Here is a 21,055-nt window from a genome sequence, read left to right on the forward strand (position 1 = left end):
TAAACGAAATAAAGTTTGCCCATCATTAAGATGGGCATTAATTCGCTAAATAGGTTGTTATGTCCGAAAGAAAAAAATTAAGGTTTTTAGATCGTTTTTTAACGTTGTGGATTTTTCTAGCGATGGCGTTTGGTGTAGGTTTGGGTTATTTTTTGCCCGAAAGTAGCGCGTTTTTTAATTCGTTTTCCAGTGGCACCACCAATATTCCCTTAGCAATCGGGCTAATTTTGATGATGTACCCGCCGTTGGCAAAAGTGAATTACAGCAAGATCGGCACGGTGTTTTCCAATCTCAAACTCATTGGCGTAACCTTGTTTTTGATTTGGGTTATTGCGCCCTTGGTGATGTTTTCGTTGGCGATTATTTTCCTGAAAAATCAGCCTGAATACATGATGGGTTTGATGCTGATTGGTATTGCCCCTTGTATTGCGATGGTGATTGTATGGAGTGAACTTGCAGGCGGCAATAGGGAATACACCGCTGGCTTGGTCGCTATCAACAGCATTCTGCAAGTATTGTTTTACAGTGTTTATGCCTATATTTTTATTACTTGGTTGCCGCCGTTATTGGGTTTAAAGGGTTTTGAAGTTGATATTACTATTCGTCAAATTGCCCAAAGCGTGGCTATTTATTTAGGCATTCCGTTTGTTGCGGGTATCTTGAGCCGCTTTGCTTTAATTAAATGGAAAGGCGAGGCGTGGTACGAACAAGTTTATCTACCGCGTATTTCGCCCATTACATTAATAGCGCTGTTATTTACCATCGTGTTGATGTTCAGCTTGAAAGGCCAATTGATTGTCGCAATCCCATTAGATGTGTTGCAAATTGCGCTACCGTTAGCCATTTATTTCGCTGTTATGTTTTTCAGCAGCTTTGGCTTGGCGTACTATTTTGAAAAAGACTACGCCAAAAATGTATCCGTTGCTTTCACTGCTGCCGGAAATAATTTTGAACTTGCCATTGCGGTAGCCATTGGTGTGTTTGGCATTAACAGTGGCCAGGCGTTTGCGGGGGTTATTGGCCCTCTTATTGAAGTACCGGCATTAATTTTATTGGTTAATGTCGCTTATTGGTTTAAAACGAAGTTTTATTCGACGCAAATCTCAAACTATCGGGTCACGAAGCGGTAATTGTGGCGTTTAACGTATGGGTGTCAACGCTGGGTTTTTGGTTAACACGCTCAAGGAAGATTGGGGGGCACGATTGGGAACTGGAACAGCAAGTACCCGTTAAGAAAAAACCGTTGGAACTGTGGCAACAGAACGGTTTTGCCAGTGAAAAAGAGTACAACAATTTCATGTACCGTAAGCAAATGGAAAAATACGGCAAATTTGAAGAATGCGGCTTGGCCGTATAATTAGCTTTTTGATTTTTAATTCAATCTGTTGTTTATTGTTTGCGGTTTTTTAATCAATGTGAGTATAATCGATTAACTTTTATTTGAAATGAATCGCCATGAATAGCCGTGTTGTTACTGCCCATATCCCTGTTGACCTTGCCGAGCAAGTTGACTTGCTGTCTACACGGCTCGACCGCCCAAAAGGTTGGATCGTCCGACAGGCATTGACTTCCTGGGTTGCATTGGAAGCCAAACGCCATCAGCTCACGCTGGAAGGTTTGGCCGATGTGGATGCGGGTCGCGTGGTTGATCATGCGTCTGTTGCAGCTTGGGCTGAAAGCCTCGATCATTCGGGGTAATGCCTTTGGTTCTCCAGTGGACAACGAGTGCCAACCGTGATTTGGTTCGCCTTCATGCCTTTCTTCATCCGGCCAACCCACGTACTGCGGCCAAAATCGTACAAAAGTTGGTGGCTTCCGCTGAACAACTTCGTACCTATCCTCAGCTGGGTGAGCGGCTTACTGAATTTGAACCACACGAGGTGAGGCGCTTGGTTGTCGGTGACTATGAGCTGCGCTACGAGGTGGTGGAGACACTCATTACGGTTTTGCGCCTTTGGCACGGCAGGGAAGATAGGTAAACCTAACGGGTTTTTAAATATTTTTATAGCTAATAAGCTAATAAATTTATTATTTACTGATGTTACGCACCAATTTTTAAAAATCAATAAGTTACGAATTTTTGAATTTGCTACAGCCATTGATTCTTCTGACCGACTGCGTAACATCAGTTATTTATATATTGCTGTACGCTTTTTGTTGAAACATTGAGAGGGTTAAATTGAGCACTCAATGAGTAACTACTTAGCGCTTTGCAAAATGGCTATAATCAATTTATTCCAAGTGATTACAGTAATTTGTTAACCAATTATGTTAATTGTAAAAGAATGCTGCCAACGATTTATCTAGTGGTGTATTATTAGGCAAATGGATATTCTACGAAACTGCAAAACTTGGCTCTCTTTTGTACTGATACTAACAGTTCTGACCCATTTTGGTTTTGGTCATCAGGATGTTTCACCGTTTGTGCTGTGTTTTGGTGCAGACGGTCATGTTGCGGTAGAACGCGTTGCACAAGAACAGCATGACAAGGCTAAAGTTTCATTTAAAAGCGAAGCCAAAACCTATTTTGCTAACAGTAATTCACCCTGCTTCTCGCCCTGTGCCGATATTCCTTTGGACGGCGATGCTCACACGCCACTGCCTTTAGATGTGTCAAAAATAGCGTTTGATATAGGATTTTTACCGCTATTTTTCTTAATTTCACTGGTTCTGTATTCTCCCAGGCTGATAACCAGGCAGCCGTTCTTTTTTGCCCCGCTGTTTACCGATTCACGGTTGTTGGCTTTACGCAGCACCGTTCTTTTGATTTAACGCCCTCTCCCTAGCCCGTATTAACCCAGCCCAATTGTTTTGGGCTGCTATGCGTTTTATTTATGCTGTGGAGAAAATTAATATGTTTTCAAATGCGATTAGCCGTAAACAATGGCTAGCTATTGCCCTGATTATCATCGTGGGGGTGATATTAAGTCTTTTTATTCTTAGGATTGACAAAGCCATGCCAGAAGGCGAACCAAGCCAAGCGGAAACCCAAACACCTACCGAACCAAACCATGATGAGCTTCCTGCAAAACAAGAGGGCAAAATTGCGCTGACTGATGAACAAATCAAAGAAACTGGCATCACAACGCAAACCGCAGATGCAGCACACATCAAAAGCGTTGTAACGCTTCCTGGTGAAATTCGCTTTAATGAAGATAAAACCGCTCATGTTGTACCCCGTCTCGGCGGTGTGGTTGAAAGTGTTTCTGCCAACCTGGGGCAACAGGTTAAAAAAGGTCAACTCTTAGCCGTTATCGCCAGCACGGGACTCACCGACTATCGTAGCGATTTGCTTTCTACCCAGAAGCGGTTGGACTTGGCGCGGGTCACTTATCAACGGCAAAAGATGTTATCAGATGAAGGTGTTTTAGCGAAAAAAGACTACCTGCAAGCTCAAGAAGCTCTACGAGAAGCGGAAATTGCTGTGCATAACGCCCAACAAAAATTAATCGCGTTAGGCACAAATCCAAAGGCAGTGACTCAAGCCGTCGAACTAAACCGCTATGAAATCCGCGCCCCGTTTGACGGCATGATTGTTGAAAAACATATCGCGTTGGGGGAGGCGGTTAAGGAAGATGCCAGTATCTTTATGATTTCCGACCTATCGTCAGTTTGGGCAGAAATCATGGTTTCCGCCAAAGACCTTAATCTGGTTAAAGTGGGAGAAAAAGTCACGATTAACGCCACCGCGCTTGATTCTTCAGCAATCGGTACGGTGTCGTATGTAGGCGCACTGATGGGCGAGCAAACCCGCACAGCTAAAGCTCGCGTAACGCTGGCTAATCCTCAAATGGTGTGGCGACCTGGCTTGTTTATTTCAGTTGACGTGGCTGCCAAAGAAATTGAAGTCCCCATCACGGTCTTCTCCGATGCTATCCAAACGATTAATGACAAGCCTGTTGTTTTTATTCGCGTATCCGATGGATTTATTGCTCAGGAGGTTAAAACGGGTTTGTCTGATGGCAAAGTTACCCAAATCTTGGCAGGGCTTAAATCAGGAACACCCTACGCTGTAAACGGCAGCTTTGTTCTTAAGGCAGAACACGGCAAAAGTAGCGTTGAAGAGGATTGAGGATTTTACGATGTTTGAAAAACTGATTCATTTAGCGATTGAGCAGCGGTGGCTAGTTATTTTAGCTGTATTGGCTATGGCAGTACTTGGGGTTTTTAATTACCAGAACCTGCCTATTGATGCCGTCCCAGATATTACTAACGTGCAGGTACAAATTAATACCAGCGCAGCGGGTTACTCTCCTTTGGAGACTGAGCAGCGCATCACTTATCCTATTGAAACCGTGATGGCAGGGCTGCCGCAGCTAGAACAAACCCGCTCATTATCCCGCTACGGCTTATCCCAAGTGACTGTGATTTTTCACGATGGCACGGATATTTATTTTGCACGGCAACTGGTCAATCAGCGCATTCAAGAGGCTAAAGACAAACTTCCCGCAGGTATCACGCTAGCTATGGGTCCTATTTCAACAGGGTTGGGTGAAATCTATTTGTGGACGGTTGAAGCCAAAAAAGGCGCGAAAAAAACCGATGGCTTACCTTACACAGCCACTGATTTACGCGAAATTCAGGACTGGATTATTAAACCGCAGTTGCGCAATGTGCCAGGTGTTACCGAGATTAACTCGATTGGTGGGTTTGCCAAACAATATCAGGTCGCGCCTAACCCTGAAAAACTGATTTCTTACGGTTTAACCTTACAAAATATTGTCACCGCACTGGAGCGTAATAATAACAATGTGGGGGCGGGCTATATCGAAAAACACGGTGAACAATATCTGATTCGTGTACCTGGGCAAGTCCGTTCGATGGAAGAGATTGGCAACATTATTTTAAGCAATGTGCAAGGCGTACCTATCCGTATTCATGATGTAGGCAAGGTTGAAATCGGTCGGGAACTGCGCACGGGAGCGGCGACTGAAAATGGTCACGAAGTGGTGTTAGGTACAGTGATGATGCTGATTGGGCAAAATAGCCGCAGCGTTTCGCAAGCGGTGGCTAAAAGAATGACTGAGATTAATCGCAGCTTGCCAGAGGGAATTCAGGCGGTGACGGTTTATGACCGAACGGTACTGGTTGATAAAGCCATCAACACCGTGAAAAGGAATTTAACCGAAGGGGCGATTTTAGTCATTGTGATTTTGTTCCTATTTTTGGGAAATATTCGTGCCGCGCTTATCACGGCAATGGTGATTCCTTTGGCTATGCTATTTACTTTTACTGGCATGGTAACGTATCAAGTCAGTGCTAACCTGATGAGTTTAGGTGCGCTGGACTTTGGCATCATTATTGATGGGGCGGTGGTGATTGTTGAAAACTGTGTGCGGCGGCTTGCTCATGCCCAAACGCATCACGGACGTTCATTGACTCGCAGTGAGAGTTTTCATGAAGTGTTTATCGCAGCCAAAGAAGCGCGGCGGGCATTATTATTCGGTCAGCTCATTATCATGGTGGTGTATTTGCCCATTTTTGCCTTGACGGGCGTGGAAGGCAAAATGTTTCACCCGATGGCTTTTACGGTGGTGATCGCTTTGTTGGGAGCGATGATACTCTCAGTGACCTTTATTCCAGCGGCTGTGGCTCTTTTTATGGGCGATAAAGTTTCAGAAACAGAAAACAGGCTGATGCAAACCGCTAAACGTCTCTATGCGCCGATACTTGACAGTGTAATGAGCAACAAGTCGGTGATATTAACTTTTGCACTGGTCATGGTGATGTTGTCAGGCTTGTTGGCTACACGGATGGGCAGCGAGTTTGTCCCCAGCTTGAATGAAGGCGATTTTGCGATTGGAGCGATGCGTATTCCAAGCACCAGTTTGTCACAATCGCTTGCCATGCAGCAACGCATTGAAACAACCTTAATGCAGCAGTTTCCAGAAATTGAACGGGTATTTGCGCGTACTGGTTCAGCGGAAATTGCCTCTGACCCCATGCCGCCTAATGTATCAGATGGTTACGTTATGCTTAAACCGCAGGAACAATGGCCTGAACCGAAAAAAACAAGGGATGAGCTGCTTGCAGCAATTCAGGCAACACTTGAAAAACAGCCAGGTAATATTTATGAATTTTCCCAGCCTATCCAACTGCGTTTTAACGAGTTGATTTCAGGGGTACGCAGTGACGTGGCAATCAAAGTATTTGGTGACGATATGAATACCATGAATGACACAGCGACTCAAATCGCCTCCGTGATTAAAACTATTCAGGGCGCATCCGAGGTCAAAATCGAACAAACCACGGGTTTGCCGATGCTGACGGTTAATATTGACCGCGAAAAAACCGCGCGTTATGGCTTGAATATTGGCGATGTGCAGGATACGGTGACTACTGCAATGGGGGGAACAAAAGCGGGAACTTTGTTTCAGGGCGACCGCCGTTTTGATATTCTGGTTCGTTTGCCCGATGAGTTGCGCAATGATTTGAAAGCTCTCAACAGGCTACCGATTGCATTGCCACAATCCCAAGCGGGTAATGCCAGTACAACATCCATTCCGCTGGCTGAAGTGGCAAATCTTGAATTAGCTCCAAGTCCCAACCAAATCAGCCGCGAGAACGGTAAACGCCGTGTTGTGGTTACGGCTAACGTGCGTGGTCGTGATATTGGTTCGTTTGTTGCCGAAGCCGAACAACAGTTACAGCAGCACATTAAGATTCCAGCGGGCTATTGGGTGACGTGGGGCGGACAATTCGAGCAGTTGCAATCAGCCGCACAACGCCTGCAAATTGTCGTGCCAGTGGCATTATTGTTAGTCTTTACCTTGCTGTTTATGATGTTTGGGAACGCCAAAGACGGCTTATTGGTTTTTAGCGGCATTCCCTTTGCGCTGACAGGGGGAGTGGTTGCACTGTGGTTGCGGGATATTCCACTGTCCATTTCAGCGGCAGTGGGTTTTATTGCGCTGTCGGGGGTTGCAGTTCTTAACGGCTTGGTGATGATTGCCTTTATTCGTAGTTTGCGTGAGCAGGGAATGTCACTGGATAAGGCCATTATTGAGGGGGCATTGACCCGATTAAGGCCGGTACTGATGACCGCATTAGTCGCTTCATTCGGTTTTATCCCGATGGCGATTGCCACGGGAACCGGGGCTGAAGTCCAGCGGCCTTTGGCTACCGTGGTGATCGGCGGTATCTTGTCATCCACCATGCTGACTTTGTTAGTGTTGCCGATCCTCTACTGGTTTGCCCATAGAAGGGACATCGATAATGACAAGCCGACTGCCGAAACAATAACTGCCTCAACGAAGGAGTAAATAAAAATGCAAGCGACGCTAAACATTTTGGGGTTCGCGCTTTATCCGGCTATGGCAATTATGATGGGGGGTGTCGTTGCGCTTTGGCGACCGATGAAACCATCGGTCATCAGTGGCCTGCAACATTTTGCCGCCGGGATATTGTTTTGTGTCCTCGCCACCGAATTGTTGCCTGACCTGTTGCACCGGAAGATGCCGTGGGTGACGCTGATCAGTTTCAGTTTGGGCTGTGCTGTTATGTTAATCATCAAGCATTTCTCTGAACAAGCCGAGCAAAAAAGCGTTGCTCAGGATTCCCAATCCACCAGTCTTATCATGGTATTAGGCATCGATATTTTACTTGATGGGTTGATTATTGGCTTCGGTTTTGTTGCTGGCCAAAAACAAGGGCTGTTGCTGACTATCGCGCTAGCACTGGAACTATTGTTTCTAGGCTTGTCGGGGGCGGTTTCCTTACGCGGGGCGGGCGCGGACAATAAGCATATAATGCTCATCACGGCAGGTTTTGCGTTGTTGCTATTGTCAGGATCACTGGTCGGTGTGACCTTACTGAGCGGTGCCTCGGATACTTTATTGGATGCCGTTCTCGCCTTCGCCTTGGCGGCTTTGCTCTATCTGGTAGTTGAAGAATTGCTTGTTGAAGCGCACGAAGTACCGGAAACCAGCACACAGACCGCCATGTTTTTTGTCGGCTTCATCCTGTTGTTGATGATTGAGATGTTTATTTAATGCTTGTTAACGACATTTAGATGTTAGCTTTCCTGGAAAGAAACCAGAATTTATTCGAGGATTTGCCGCCAATTGCGTACTGTCCCTTAACTTATCGGGTGCAAGAATCATGAACTCAAACCATCAAGCTGAAAAGCCCCACTGTTGTGCAGGGGAACATCCACAAACCCATCAAGCCATCGAAGCCAAGTCTGCATCTGGTATGACGTTCAAAGTCGAAGGGCTGGACTGTGCCGAAGAGGTTGCTACTTTAAAAAATGCCATCGGCCCGATAGTGGGCGGTGGTGACAAGCTGGCCTTTGATGTCTTGAATGGCCGGATGACGCTTTTGCCGGATGCCGAAGTTGCTACTGAAAAAGCCATTATTAAAGCGGTGGCCGCGACCGGCATGAAAGCCACCCGCTGGCAAGCTGGACAACCGCAAGCAGATGAAACCCATCTGCACCGCTCAAAAACGGTTTATACCTTGTTAAGCGGCTTATTTATTGTGGTTGGCATGTTGATCCATATCGCTCTGGCCGGTGGTTTTTCCGATATCCAAACCTTACTTAGCCACCCTGAAACTTGGTCGCCAAAATGGGAGGTTGTCACGCAATACCTGACTAGCTTGCTGAATGCACATACACAGCAAGCGATGCCCTTGCCTGAAAAAATCGCCTTTGCTTTGGCGGTTATTTTTGGTGTCCGGCATGTCATTGTTAAGGCATTTTATGCCTTGAAGCGATTGCGTGCCGATATGAATCTATTGATGACGGTTGCTGTTATCGGCGCAATGTTCATTGATGAATGGTTTGAAGCGGCCACCGTGAGTTTTCTGTTCGCCCTGTCGCTGGCGATAGAAAGCTGGAGCATTGGCCGCGCCCGCCACGCGGTTGAAGCGTTATTGGATTTGGCTCCGTCTACGGTGAAGGTCAAGGATGAAACTGGACAGGAACGTATAGTACCCGCCGCAGAAGTGGCTATCGGAACCCGTTTCATTTTAGCGCCCGGCGATAAGATTCCATTGGATGGTGAGGTGATGGCGGGGGTTAGTTCCGTGAACCAAGCGCCGATCACGGGCGAAAGCATGCCTGTGAGCAAGCAAACCGGCGATGAAGTCTATGCCGGCAGCATCAACGGCGAAGGCACACTGGAAGTCCGGTCAAGCAAACTCGCCACGGACACTACCCTGGCGCAAATCACTAAAATGGTCGGTGAAGCACATAACAAGCGGGCGGAAGCGGAACAATGGGTTGAGAAGTTTGCCCGTATTTACACGCCCGCCGTGATGGTTGTAGCCCTAGCCGTATTTGTTATCCCGCCGTTATTTTTCGGGGGCATCTGGAACGAGTCGTTCTACCATGCCCTGGTGTTATTGGTGATTGCCTGCCCTTGTGCGTTAGTGATCTCCACACCGGTCAGCATTGTCGCGGCCTTGGCCTGCGCTGCCCGACAAGGGGTGCTGGTGAAAGGCGGTATCCATATCGAAACACCGGCCCGTCTCAAGGCGATTGCCTTTGATAAAACCGGCACGCTGACCCGTGGCGAGCCAATTGTCACGGGGGTTTACCCGTTTAACAACCACAGTGAAGCAGAATTGCTAAGCCGTGCGGCCGCATTGGAAGCCCGCAGCAGCCATCCGCTGGCGAAAGCCATTTTAAAATACACGGAAGACCTGGGCATTAAAGTAGCCAGCGCCGACAACGTGACGGTTTTACCCGGCAAAGGCATCACCGGGCTTTTTAATGGCACGGAATTCTGGCTGGGTTCACGCCGTTATCTATTGGAGCGCAGCCAGGAAGTCAAAGAAATCAGTATAAAAGCAATTGAACTTGAACAGACGGGGCAAACCGTCATTGCTATCGGCAATGACCGGCACATTTGCGGTCTCATTGCCGTCGCTGATCAGCCACGAGACGATATTAAAGCCATTTTGCAAGCCCTGCGGCACAATGGAATCCAGCATTTGGCCATGTTGACCGGCGACAACCAAGTGACTGCCAATAATATCGCGGCACAGATCGGCATTGATGAGGTTTACGCGGAATTGCTACCCGCCGACAAAGTTGAGGTCATCACGCAACTGGTCGAAAAATACGGACAGGTGGCGATGATTGGCGATGGTGTCAATGATGCCCCTGCACTGGGCCGAGCTAATCTGGGGATCGCGATGGGCGTATTGGGTTCGGATGCAGCCATCGAAATCGCGGATATTGCCCTCATGGGCGATGACCTTGCCAAGCTTCCTTGGCTGATCGCGCATTCCAAAAGGACATTGGCCATCATCCGGCAAAATATTACTTTTGCCCTCGCCGTTAAAGCCGCCTTCGCCCTGTTAGCTTTTGCAGGACTGGCAACCTTATGGGAAGCCATTGCCGCTGATATGGGGGCTTCTTTGTTGGTCGTTGCAAACGGGTTGAGACTGCTTCGGTTAAAAAGTATTTAACAGCATCAATCCTGTTGTATTAAATCAGGATAAACGTAGCAATAAATTGCTGTTTATCTTTTCGTATGCTAGATTATAAAGCGACTGGTTTTCAATTCAGAGAGGTTTTGTGATAACAGCGTTGCATTCCAAAAGAAACCGCCCTTACCTGCACACGTTAGTGTTCGTGTTGCTGGTGAGCTGGATTTCTTTTGCCATTTCGGCGACCTGTACCATGTCTATGCCCTCGGCATTGTCGGCAATGCCCGAACACATGCAGGGATGTTCTGATTTAGGCACACTTGAATATTCACATCACCAAGACCATGCCGCCAAGTCTGTGCCAGATTGCACGCTCAAGCCCTGCCTTGAGTCGCAAACCAGTTCGTTCCCCGATTTTAACCGTTTAGCCAACCCCGAGCTGCCGGTTTTTATTCTGGGTCTCATTTGGACGTTTTGGTGCTTATTCCTTACCTACCCGCCGCTACAAGTTCCTCGTAAAACCGATCCGCCACTTGGACGACGGGTTTTGCTCATCTATCGATTCTGTAGACTGCTGAATTAGCCAACCCTTTAAATCGAACCGCGCCACACCCTTAAAACGGTTTGGTGTACTGTAGTTCCGCGCTTGCGGGGCTTATTTTTTCCGATTTGAGAGGGAAACTCAATGTTTCTTGTTATTTGTCCGTGGCTATTGCGTCGTGCTTATCCGGCGTGGACGGCTGTATTTTTTGGGCTGGCGTTGTTTTCGCCCGGCCTGGTCTTTCATGTTCCAACTGGCACATTCCATGTGGGGTGGGTTGAGGCAGTAGCTGAAACGCACGCCGCTAAAAGGGGCGAATCCATTCTGACACTAGCCCAGGCGATTGAAATTGCCCTTAACGGCAATCCCGGACTGGCGGAAATCAAGGCGCGTGCCGAAGCGATGGCCGCGATTCCGTCACAGGAAGGTAGCCTCCCCGATCCACAAATCAGCTTTAATGCGATGAGTTTGCCGGTTAATAGCTTTAACACCCGGCAAGAAGATATGACGCAAATGAGTTTTGGCCTTTCTCAAGCCATCCCTTTTCCCGGCAAACTGGCGTTGCGCGAACAGGCGGCGAGGTACGAGGCGATTGCTGCAACGCTCAATGCCGACGAGTTGCGCCTGGCGTTGTTAAGCGATGTCAAAACCCTGTGGTGGCAAATTTTTTATCTGGATCGGGCGCAGGAGATTGTGGATAACAATCACAATCTGCTACAGCAATTTGTTGCTATCGCCAGAACCAAATATGAAGTAGGCGAAGGCTTGCAACAAGATGTGTTGCTGGCCCAACTGGAATTATCCAAACTGCTGGATCAAAAAATCAGCCTGACCGGGATGCGGCGTAGTACTGTTGCCAAACTCAACGCACTGCTGGATCAACCCGCTAACAACTCGGTGCAACTCCCCGCAACGATAGAATTGCGGCTGCCGAAAATCAGGGCGGAAGATCGGCTTTATCAGGAAGCCGAAACCTCAAGGCCGCTACTGGAAAGCGAACGCCAAGGGATTAACGCGGCACAATCAAAGCTGTCGCTGGCTAAAAAAGATGTGCTGCCTGATTTTACTGTCGAAGCGGCTTATGGCGCTCGCAATAACATGCCTGACGGTAGCAGGCGCTCAGATTTACTGAGTTTTGGTGTCAGCATGAACCTGCCGATTTTCGCAGGCAGAAAACAGGCCAAAGCCATTGATCAGCGCAAGAGCGAACTCATGCAACAACGCTATGCCCTGCAGGATCAATGGAATGCAGTCCGTTCGCAAATCTCACAAAGTCACAGTGATTACCAGCGTGCTAATCAGCAGTTTGTGCTGTTTGATACCGGCATCGTGCCACAGGCGCGGCAGACTGTTGCTTCCATGCTGGTCGGTTACCAGGTCAACAAGGTTGATTTCCTTAACCTGGTACGCAGCCAAATAACATTGTTCGAATACGAAACCCAATACTGGAAGGCCTTTACGGAAGCGCAGCAAGCGCTGGCGCAGTTAAGCGCGGCTGTGGGGGAGGACAACATTTATGAATAAGCCGCTCTTGTTAACCGCCCCTTTCATTCTGGCTATAGGCTTAGGCGGCGGATATTGGCTGGCGCAACAACAAAAACAGGCACAGGCAGTGCAACCCACCGATGCCAAGCAACCTTTGTTTTATCGTAACTCCATGAATCCATCGGTCACCTCGCTTGTTCCGGCAAAAGATACGATGGGCATGGATTATGTCCCTGTCTATGTTGAGGAAAAACAACCTAAAATTTTATTTTATCGTAATCCTATGAATCCGGCTGTTACTTCTCCAGTACCCAAAAAAGATGATATGGGGATGGATTATTTGCCTGTTTATGCAGAAGACAAGGCAACAACGGGGGATTCAGCGGGCAGCGTTAAAATTGACGCGGTGACTGTACAAAATATGGGGGTTCGCACTGCCATTGCCAAAAAAATGCCGCTTTCGCATATTGTTCGAGCAGTAGGACGAATCGCTTATGATGAAGAGCATATTACCCGCCTGCATCCTAAAATCGAAGGTTGGATTGAAACCTTATGGGTGGATAAAACTGGCGAAAAAGTCAGCAGTCATCAGCCATTACTCAGCCTCTATTCACCACAACTGGTTTCAAGTCAGCAGGAATATTTGTTAGCGTTGGACAGTGTGAAAATTTTAGAAAAAAGCCCGATTGAAGAAATACGGCGGGGCGCACAAGACTTGGTCGAAAGTTCTCGCGAACGCCTAAAGCTGTTGGATGTTCCCGCCCATCAACTGGCTGATTTAACTACTACACACAACATAAAAAAAAGTTTGCATATTCATAGTCCCACCAATGGCATCGTCGTGAATATCGGAGCGCGGGAGGGACAATACGTCACCCCAGAAACCGAACTTTTTATGATTGCCGATTTAGCTAAAGTTTGGGTCTATGCAGAAGTTTACGAATACGAACTGCCTTGGGTGAAACAGGGAGACCCTGTAGAAATGCGCTTGGCAGGTGTACCAGGGCGGGTTTTTAAAGGACACACGTCATTTATTTATCCTTACGCCGAGGAAAAAACCAGAACCATTAAAGTACGTTTGATTTTTGATAACACGCAGCAGTTGTTAAAACCCGATATGTTCGCAGAAGTCACGATTTATGCAGGCAAACAACGGGATGCGATCGTGATTCCTTCTGAGGCGGTAATTCGTTCTGGCACACACAATCAAGTATTTATTGTGCGTGGTGCGGGTAAATTTGAACCGCGCGAGATTACCACAGGCTTATCGTCCAATGGTGATGTGACGGTACTTGACGGCATAAAATCCGGTGAGGAAGTGGTGACATCCGCACAATTTTTGATTGATTCGGAATCAAAATTAAACGAAGCCACCGCCAAGATGATTGAGCCTTCAGCTCCACAAAAAACCGAACCCAAGCGGTTACAAATGGAACAAGGAGCGCATCAACATGACTGATTTCATTATCAATCTGTGTTTGAAAGACCGTTTTATGGTGTTGCTGGCGGCGATTGTTTTAGCGTTGGCAGGTGTTTGGTCGTTTAAAAACATGCCGATAGATGCTATTCCTGATTTGTCCGATGTACAGGTCATTATTTTTACTGACTATGCCGACCAGTCGCCCCAAGTGATTGAAGACCAAGTGACCTATCCTTTAACCACTGCGATGTTGGCAGTACCTCATGCCAAAGTGGTACGCGGCTATTCCTTTTTTGGTTTATCCTTCATTTATGTGATTTTTGAAGACGGCACAGACATCTATTGGGCGCGGTCACGGGTGCTGGAATATCTTAATTATGTCAAAAATCGCTTGCCGCAAAGTGTTACCCCAACACTTGGTCCTGATGCTACAGGCGTGGGTTGGATTTATGAATATGCTTTAGTGGACAAAACAGGCAAGCATGATTTAGCCCAATTACGTTCTTTGCAAGATTGGTATTTACGCTATCCGTTGCAAACGGTTTCTGGCGTATCCGAAGTGGCTTCGGTGGGTGGCTATGTCAAACAATACCAAGTCGAAGTCAATCCTAATGCCCTCCAAACCTATAAAATCCCATTATCTACCGTCATTACAGCGATTAAACGCTCCAATAACGATGTGGGCGGTCGTTTGCTGGAAGTGGGCGAAACTGAGTACATGGTCAGAGGTTTAGGCTATATCAAGTCCATAGATGATCTTAAAATCGTTCCGGTGGGCGTTGATGCCAACGGTACGCCGATACGTTTGCAGGATGTGGCGCAAATTCAAATCGGTCCTGAGTTGCGGCGCGGTGTCACCGAATTAAACGGAGAGGGTGAAGTCGCGGGTGGCGTGGTGATTATGCGCTTTGGTGAAAATGCCTTAGCCACTATCAAAGACGTGCGTAATAAACTGGAGGAATTGAAAAAAGGCTTACCTGAAGGCGTGGAAATAGTTCCTGTTTATGATAGAGGCAGTTTAATTGAACGGGCGGTAGAAACATTAAACGATGCACTGACTCAAGAATTGTTGATTGTTTGTGGTTTAGTTGCCCTATTTTTATTGCATTTGCGTTCCTCATTAGTGATTGTGATTACCTTGCCATTGGGTATTTTAATGGCATTTACCGTGATGAAATGGCAAGGTATGAATGCCAATATCATGTCATTAGGCGGTATTGCCCTCGCTATTGGTGATATGGTGGATGGAGCAGTGGTGATGGTGGAAAACGCGCATAAACACCTTGCGCAAGCGGTTGAAAAGAAACAAGCCAAGCTGACCACAGAAGAACGCTGGCAAGCGATAGGTAATGCCGCGCGTGAGGTTGGCTCAGGGCTGTTTTCTTCACTGTTAGTCATTACCATTTCCTTTCTGCCCATTGTCACGATGCAGGCACAGGAAGGGCGGTTATTTAGTCCACTGGCATTTACCAAAACTTATGCGATGGCAGCGGCAGCGATATTAACCGTTACGCTGGTTCCGGTGCTGATGGGGTATTTCGTGCGTGGAAAAATTATTCCAGAACATAAAAACCCTGCCAATCGCATCCTGCATTTTATCCATTCGCCTATTTTAAAATTGGCGATGCAATGGCGAGCTGTCACTCTGTTACTGGTCGCGCTGTTAATGGCATCTACGCTTTATCCGTTGTCGAAAATGGGCAGTGAATTTATGCCGCCTTTAGCGGAAGGAGATATTTTATACATGCCAACTACTTTCCCGGGTATCAGCATTACCAAAGCCAAGGAAGTATTACAGCAAACGGACAAAATCCTGAAGACTTTCCCTGAAGTGCAGCAAGTGTTTGGCAAAATCGGACGCGCAGAAACTGCCACCGATGCTGCTCCGTTAATGATGGTAGAAACCACCATTCAATTAAAGCCACAAGAGCAATGGGCGAACCCGACTAAAACCACGCGGCAACTGATGAATGAAATGGACAAGGCGATTCATTTCCCTGGGTTAGCCAATGCGTGGACAATGCCGATTAAAAACCGTACTGATATGTTGTCTACAGGGATTAAAACCCCTATTGGTATTAAAGTTTCAGGGGCTGATTTAAAAATCCTGCAAGCGTTGGCACTGCAAATTGCCGAAGAGATGAAAACTTTACCCGACACCCTATCGGCTTATGGTGATAGAGCGGTGGGAGGCTATTTTCTGGATTTTGACATTAACCGTGAAGCCGCCGCCCGCTACGGTTTAACGGTGGGTGATGTGCAAGACGTGATTCAAAGCGCGATTGGTGGCATGAACATCACCCAAACCGTTGAAGGGCTGGAGCGTTATCCTGTCAATCTGCGTTATCCGCGTGATTCGCGTGATAACTTGGAAGCCTTGCAGCGCGTATTAATTCCTACGCCATTGGGTAATCAAATCCCTTTGATTTCAGTGGCGGATATTAAATTTACACGCGGCACGGATGTCATTAAAACCGAAGATGCACGACCTAATGCGTGGGTTTATGTGGATATTAAAACCTCCGACATAGGCGGTTATGTCGCGCAGGCTAAAAAAAGAGTGGCAGAGCGCGTCACGATACCCGCAGGCTATACCGTCAGTTGGTCTGGACAATTTGAATACATGGAACGTGCCGCCGAACGTTTAAGGCTAGTTGTACCGTTTACCTTGTTGCTGATTTTTGTCCTGTTGTATTGTGAGTTTCGCAATATCACCGAACCTGCTTTGGTGATGCTGACCATCCCTTTTAGCTTGGTAGGCGGAATTTGGTTTGTGTATTGGCTGGGTTATGACCTATCTATTGCGGTCTATGTGGGGTTTATCGCGCTTGGAGGCACGGCAGCCGAAACGGGCGTGATGGTGTTGAGTTTTATTGATATTGAAATCGAAAAGCTACGGGAGATTAAACAAGCTCCTTTGACCGCTGAGGAAATTAGAACCGCCACTGAAAATGCTACCGCCTTGCGGGTGCGACCTGTGGCAATTACCGCGCTGGCTAATATTGTCGGGCTTATCCCTATTATGTGGGCAACGGGTACAGGTGCAGATGTCACACAACGCATTGCCGCCCCTGCATTGGGTGGAATGTTGACCGTGTTAATTTTGAGTTTGCTGGTGTTTCCTGTGATTTACAGTTTGACATTGCAGTTTCAGGAAAAACACAAAACAGCAGGCTTTTAGTCATTCATCTAAAATCATAGGGGGTAAAACCAATATATTTGCTCGTAATCTGAAAAAAATAATGTCACTAAACTATTGAATCACCTTGGAGAATCCACATGAAAACAAAATTATTGATTACCTTGCTTTTAACTGCTGGCTTACTGACTGCTTGTGCCGAAATGAACCCGCATCCTATGGATATGAGCCAAGCCGTGCTAAATGCCGAAACCAAAGCGGATCATGAGGCGCTGGCGAAACATTACGATGAAGCGGCTGATGAAATGCAGCTTAAGGTTGATGAGCACAAGAAACTTCTTAGCCAATACGAATCAAAAGCCTATCTCTACGGTAGACAGGCGCAAGACCTTAAAACGCATTGCTATAGTTTGATTAATAGCTATGAAAAAGCCGTCGAGGCAAACCGTAAAATGGCTGAGATGCATCGTGGAATGGCGCAGTAGTAAATAACTTACAAGCCCAGTGCCTTATAATTCAAGGCACTGGGGGAAGAGATTAATGGCTTCAAACCAATGAGGATAAATAAACATGAAAATTCAGAAGACTTCGGCGATTTTGGCCGGTATGGTCAGTCTATTGGCAACAACTTGTGTTGTGGGTGGCTCAATCACTACGATTGACCCACCGCGCGGCGCTGCTTTCAAAGATCCAGTGACAATGGCCAATATTTCCAAGATCCCCGGTATTGTCGAGGTAAATCTGGAAGCGAAGATCGCGCCAATCAATGTCAATGGCGTAACGGCAAAATTGATGACTTACAACGGTACTTATCCGGCACCGACTATTAAGGTAAAAAAAGGTGACGTGTTAAAAATCCATTTTAAAAATTCATTGCCTAATAGTGGTGTCAACGCAATGGGCGAAAACCGCGACCTGACCAATTTGCACACGCATGGCCTGCATGTTTCGCCTAAGGGGAAGTCAGACAACATAATGCTCAGCTTCAAGTCCGGCGACACTTTCAATTATGAATACAATTTGTCTAAGCAACCTGGCGGCAATTTGAACTGGTATCACCCGCATCCTCACGGCAATTCCTCAGAGCAAGTCTGGGGCGGCATGGCCGGTGCGCTGGAAGTGGCTGATGAAACCAAGGCGCTGGCCGGTTATGAAACGCACATTATGGTGTTAAAAGACATCACCTTAAGCGGCTCAGCTCCAGCGGCTTATACCATGGACGATTCCATGCACGGCAAGGAAGGCAATGTCGTGATGGTCAACGGCAAAGTCAATCCGGTGCTGAACATGAAGCCTGGGCAAGTGCAGCGTTGGAAAATAGTCAATGCCAGTAATGCCCGTTTTTATAAACTCAGTTTGGCCAGCCATAACTTGCAAATCATCGGTACAGATGGCGGCTTACTGGATAAGCCGTATCCACAAAGCACTATTTTGCTCTCGCCAGGCGAACGTATCGATATTATGGTCAAGGCATCGGCCACCAAAGGTTACTACAAATTACTGTCAAGCCCTTATGTCACCGATGATAAGAGCATGATGAGCAGCGTGAGCAGCAGCCAGAAGGTTACCTTACTGACCGTTAATGTCACCGGTAAGGCCGTTGTCAACAGAACTCCTGCCAAGATTAACAACAAGGCAGTGCGGCTAAACGCTCCAAGTGGTACACGCACACGTAAGATTACCCTGGATATGAAAATGATGAGCGGCATGGATATGATGCAGGAAGCCACCATCAATGGTATTGCGTATTCTCCGACCAAAGCCTACACCGTTCCTTCCAAGTTGAACACGTATGAAATATGGGAAGTTATCAATGACAGCGGGATGGATCATCCTTTCCATCAGCATGTTAATCCTGCCCAGGTGATTTCAATTACCGGTGGTGACACGGTTTATACAAAATTTTACACGACAAGCCCAGCCTGGAAAGATACTGTTATCGTGCCTAAAAAGGGGCGAATTAAGCTATTAGTGCCCATTAAAGATTTTACCGGTACGACTATGTTTCATTGCCATATTCTCGAACATGAAGAGATGGGCATGGCGGGTTTATGGGATATTAAATAATAGAGCTTTTTAACTATTTTGAATAAAGATGGAGAAAACCCATGAACACTAAAAAACATCTTGTCATATTAATCACACTTTTATTTCTCACGGTTTCTGCATGTGCCGCAAAAAGTACCAAAGGATTTAAAAATGAGGGCTACTCGTCACATCCTGGTGGCAAGGGTCATCCTTGGGATAAGGGGCGCTCGTATAGTGGCCCACAATCTTCGGACAATTAATAGAGGTTCCCTAATGAGGTGAACAAGAGACACAGGTCTTAGAGGCTGTTTGGAAACTCTGGATGCAAGCAAGATAGATTAAGGCTTCGCTTATTGTTTCAATGGAAATCTAAATTTGACTCGTTAAGCCAAACCATTCGTGGCTTTGGCTTGGAGTTTCCAAACAGCTTCTTAGTAAAAACGGCTCTATAAATATTTTTTTAAAATCAAAATCACGATCTGAAATAAAAAATGGGCCACGGCCATCCCGTTGCGGAAACCGGTTAACCTCTTAAACTCGGCCTAAAACTGTCTTGACAATGGGATCCACTGTAATCCAGTGGAACTTTAGAGTCTTTTGTTTATTAGCACCCTGCCAGGTGGTGGGTTATTCGCAGTTCAACGAAAGGAATTTTTTATGATGAATTATATAGATGGTTGGATGGGCGGAGGAATGTGGATTTGGACGGTGATCGGCGCACTGGTGGTCGTCCTGATTATCAAGCTGTCCAAGAAATGACTGCTGACCGCCACAACACACCGCAGCACAATCCCCACACCAACCAAGCCGGAAACACCGGAGACTGCATATCCAGAGCACATTCCGGTCTGTCTTGGTGGCGGTTGGGTCGGTTCTTTGCGACCACGGCGTTAGTGAGTTTCGTTTTGAACGGAATCTGGGAAATGGCGCAGATGCCCGCCTACGTCGAAACGGCGGGATACTCCTGGACGAGAACGCTCGGTTTTTGCACGCGGGCGGCGGTGGGTGATGTGGGAATCATCTTGGGCATTTACGCGGCGGGCGTGTTGGCCGCTGGCGATCTGGTCTGGGGCTTTCGCGGTCGCTGGAACATCTACGCCACGGTGGCTGTTTTTGGGCTTGCTTATGCGGCGTTGGTGGAACATGCGGCGCTGGCCGCAGGGCGCTGGTCATACACCGAACGCATGCCCATTGTGTCCATGCTTGGCGCGGGGCTATGGCCGCTACTTCAAATGACATTGTTGCCCCCGATCACGTTCTTGTTTGCCCGGTGGTGGACTGGTCGCAGCGCAACGAAAGGCTCTTTATGATAAATTTTACAAACGGATGGATGTGGATTTGGACGGTGGTCGGCGTGTTGGCGGTGACCCTGAAGAGCGAGGCAAGATACAGAATAAAATTGCAAAATCCGCATGACATAAGTAAAGAGGAGAGAGAATCATGACTAGCCATTGGCATAAACCAATCATAATCACCTTGGTCGGTGCGCTTTTCTTGCTGGCGGGATGTGCGGTTACCCAGCCAGCATTCTACCGGGCTTCCGAATTTAAGCCTGAATCCATAGGTCAGATTACGCTGCTGCCAGCGGTTGATGCGCGAATCGATAAGAGCGTCACGGTAAACCTCGAAGATCGATTACGCGGAGAGGCGGCAACGATCCTTAAGAATAAAGGATACGCTGTAGTCCTGAGTGGTGCCTCGCGCGAAACCGCTGAACTGACGAACGATAATCTGCGAGCCGCCGACTCGGCCTTGATCAAACGCCTCAGCCCACTCGGAACACGCTGGATCATGGTCTTAGCCTTTATTGATCTAAATGTGGTTGGCAGTAACGACAAGGTGGAAGTATCGGGTTTTTTATACGACCAGGAGAAGGGCGAGCTCCTATGGCGGGACACAACTATTTGTCTGGTCGGGGATGGTGGGATATTTGGGGTGTTGGCAAATGATAGAAGGGGCGATATAGCTGTTTCGGCTGCAGTTAGCTCATTATTAGGAAGCATCCCTGAGTAGGTATGGTAATAATTTTGCAGATGCGCTACTAATGTTAATGGGAGGAACACCA

17 protein-coding genes are annotated in these 21,055 nt (G+C 47.2%); all 17 read left to right on the forward strand.

Annotated features, from left to right (window positions below; all coding sequences use genetic code 11):
- The first annotated feature begins 59 nt into the window (after positions 1 to 59).
- The 17 genes from arsB (at position 60) to CRENPOLYSF2_RS04510 (ending at position 21,003) form a co-directional block, all read left to right on the forward strand.
- On the forward strand, positions 60 to 1,130 hold the full coding sequence (gene arsB / locus CRENPOLYSF2_RS04430; protein ID WP_087142745.1) for an ACR3 family arsenite efflux transporter: 1,071 nt from the start codon (positions 60 to 62) through the stop codon (positions 1,128 to 1,130).
- A gap of 2 nt (positions 1,131 to 1,132) precedes the next feature.
- Entirely contained in the window at positions 1,133 to 1,357 is a 225-nt protein-coding gene (locus tag CRENPOLYSF2_RS04435) for a hypothetical protein (protein ID WP_087142746.1), read from the forward strand.
- Between the two features lie 98 nt (positions 1,358 to 1,455).
- The gene (locus CRENPOLYSF2_RS04440; protein WP_087142747.1) at positions 1,456 to 1,698 is read left to right on the forward strand and encodes a CopG family ribbon-helix-helix protein; all 243 of its coding nucleotides are present in this window, start codon (positions 1,456 to 1,458) and stop codon (positions 1,696 to 1,698) included.
- Positions 1,698 to 1,979, forward strand: coding sequence for a type II toxin-antitoxin system RelE/ParE family toxin (locus CRENPOLYSF2_RS04445; protein WP_245807894.1), 282 nt, complete (start codon positions 1,698 to 1,700; stop codon positions 1,977 to 1,979). Before CRENPOLYSF2_RS04440 ends, CRENPOLYSF2_RS04445 begins: the two co-directional genes overlap by 1 nt.
- A gap of 346 nt (positions 1,980 to 2,325) precedes the next feature.
- Complete coding sequence (locus tag CRENPOLYSF2_RS04450) at positions 2,326 to 2,772, forward strand: hypothetical protein (RefSeq protein ID WP_087142748.1); 447 nt, start codon at positions 2,326 to 2,328, stop codon at positions 2,770 to 2,772.
- Between the two features lie 82 nt (positions 2,773 to 2,854).
- A complete protein-coding gene (locus tag CRENPOLYSF2_RS04455; RefSeq protein WP_272867684.1) occupies positions 2,855 to 4,072 on the forward strand; it encodes an efflux RND transporter periplasmic adaptor subunit in 1,218 nt (405 codons plus the stop codon).
- Between the two features lie 10 nt (positions 4,073 to 4,082).
- On the forward strand, positions 4,083 to 7,262 hold the full coding sequence (locus tag CRENPOLYSF2_RS04460; RefSeq protein WP_087142750.1) for an efflux RND transporter permease subunit: 3,180 nt from the start codon (positions 4,083 to 4,085) through the stop codon (positions 7,260 to 7,262).
- 6 nt (positions 7,263 to 7,268) lie between these two features.
- A complete protein-coding gene (locus tag CRENPOLYSF2_RS04465) occupies positions 7,269 to 7,991 on the forward strand; it encodes a ZIP family metal transporter (RefSeq protein WP_087142751.1) in 723 nt (240 codons plus the stop codon).
- Between the two features lie 109 nt (positions 7,992 to 8,100).
- Positions 8,101 to 10,416: a heavy metal translocating P-type ATPase gene (locus tag CRENPOLYSF2_RS04470; RefSeq protein WP_087142752.1), complete on the forward strand. Its 2,316-nt coding sequence runs from the start codon at positions 8,101 to 8,103 to the stop codon at positions 10,414 to 10,416.
- A 109-nt stretch (positions 10,417 to 10,525) separates the two neighbouring features.
- Entirely contained in the window at positions 10,526 to 10,960 is a 435-nt protein-coding gene (locus tag CRENPOLYSF2_RS04475; protein WP_087142753.1) for a hypothetical protein, read from the forward strand.
- A 102-nt stretch (positions 10,961 to 11,062) separates the two neighbouring features.
- On the forward strand, positions 11,063 to 12,442 hold the full coding sequence (locus tag CRENPOLYSF2_RS04480; protein ID WP_087142754.1) for a TolC family protein: 1,380 nt from the start codon (positions 11,063 to 11,065) through the stop codon (positions 12,440 to 12,442).
- The gene (locus tag CRENPOLYSF2_RS04485; protein WP_087142755.1) at positions 12,435 to 13,862 is read left to right on the forward strand and encodes an efflux RND transporter periplasmic adaptor subunit; all 1,428 of its coding nucleotides are present in this window, start codon (positions 12,435 to 12,437) and stop codon (positions 13,860 to 13,862) included. Before CRENPOLYSF2_RS04480 ends, CRENPOLYSF2_RS04485 begins: the two co-directional genes overlap by 8 nt.
- Positions 13,855 to 17,004, forward strand: coding sequence for an efflux RND transporter permease subunit (locus CRENPOLYSF2_RS04490; RefSeq protein ID WP_087142756.1), 3,150 nt, complete (start codon positions 13,855 to 13,857; stop codon positions 17,002 to 17,004). The genes CRENPOLYSF2_RS04485 and CRENPOLYSF2_RS04490 overlap by 8 nt, the downstream gene beginning before the upstream one ends.
- Positions 17,005 to 17,102: 98 nt before the next feature.
- Positions 17,103 to 17,447 carry a hypothetical protein gene (locus CRENPOLYSF2_RS04495; RefSeq protein WP_087142757.1) on the forward strand — a complete coding sequence of 115 codons (345 nt, stop codon included), beginning with the start codon at positions 17,103 to 17,105 and terminating at the stop codon, positions 17,445 to 17,447.
- Positions 17,448 to 17,532: 85 nt separating this feature from the next.
- Complete coding sequence (locus CRENPOLYSF2_RS04500) at positions 17,533 to 19,029, forward strand: multicopper oxidase family protein (RefSeq protein ID WP_245807895.1); 1,497 nt, start codon at positions 17,533 to 17,535, stop codon at positions 19,027 to 19,029.
- A gap of 716 nt (positions 19,030 to 19,745) precedes the next feature.
- Positions 19,746 to 20,300: a hypothetical protein gene (locus CRENPOLYSF2_RS04505; protein ID WP_140396798.1), complete on the forward strand. Its 555-nt coding sequence runs from the start codon at positions 19,746 to 19,748 to the stop codon at positions 20,298 to 20,300.
- Between the two features lie 130 nt (positions 20,301 to 20,430).
- Complete coding sequence (locus CRENPOLYSF2_RS04510; protein WP_087142759.1) at positions 20,431 to 21,003, forward strand: hypothetical protein; 573 nt, start codon at positions 20,431 to 20,433, stop codon at positions 21,001 to 21,003.
- The last annotated feature ends 52 nt before the right edge of the window (positions 21,004 to 21,055 follow it).

Source organism: Crenothrix polyspora (assembly GCF_900163755.1).
Classification (GTDB): Bacteria; Pseudomonadota; Gammaproteobacteria; order Methylococcales; family Methylomonadaceae; genus Crenothrix; species Crenothrix polyspora.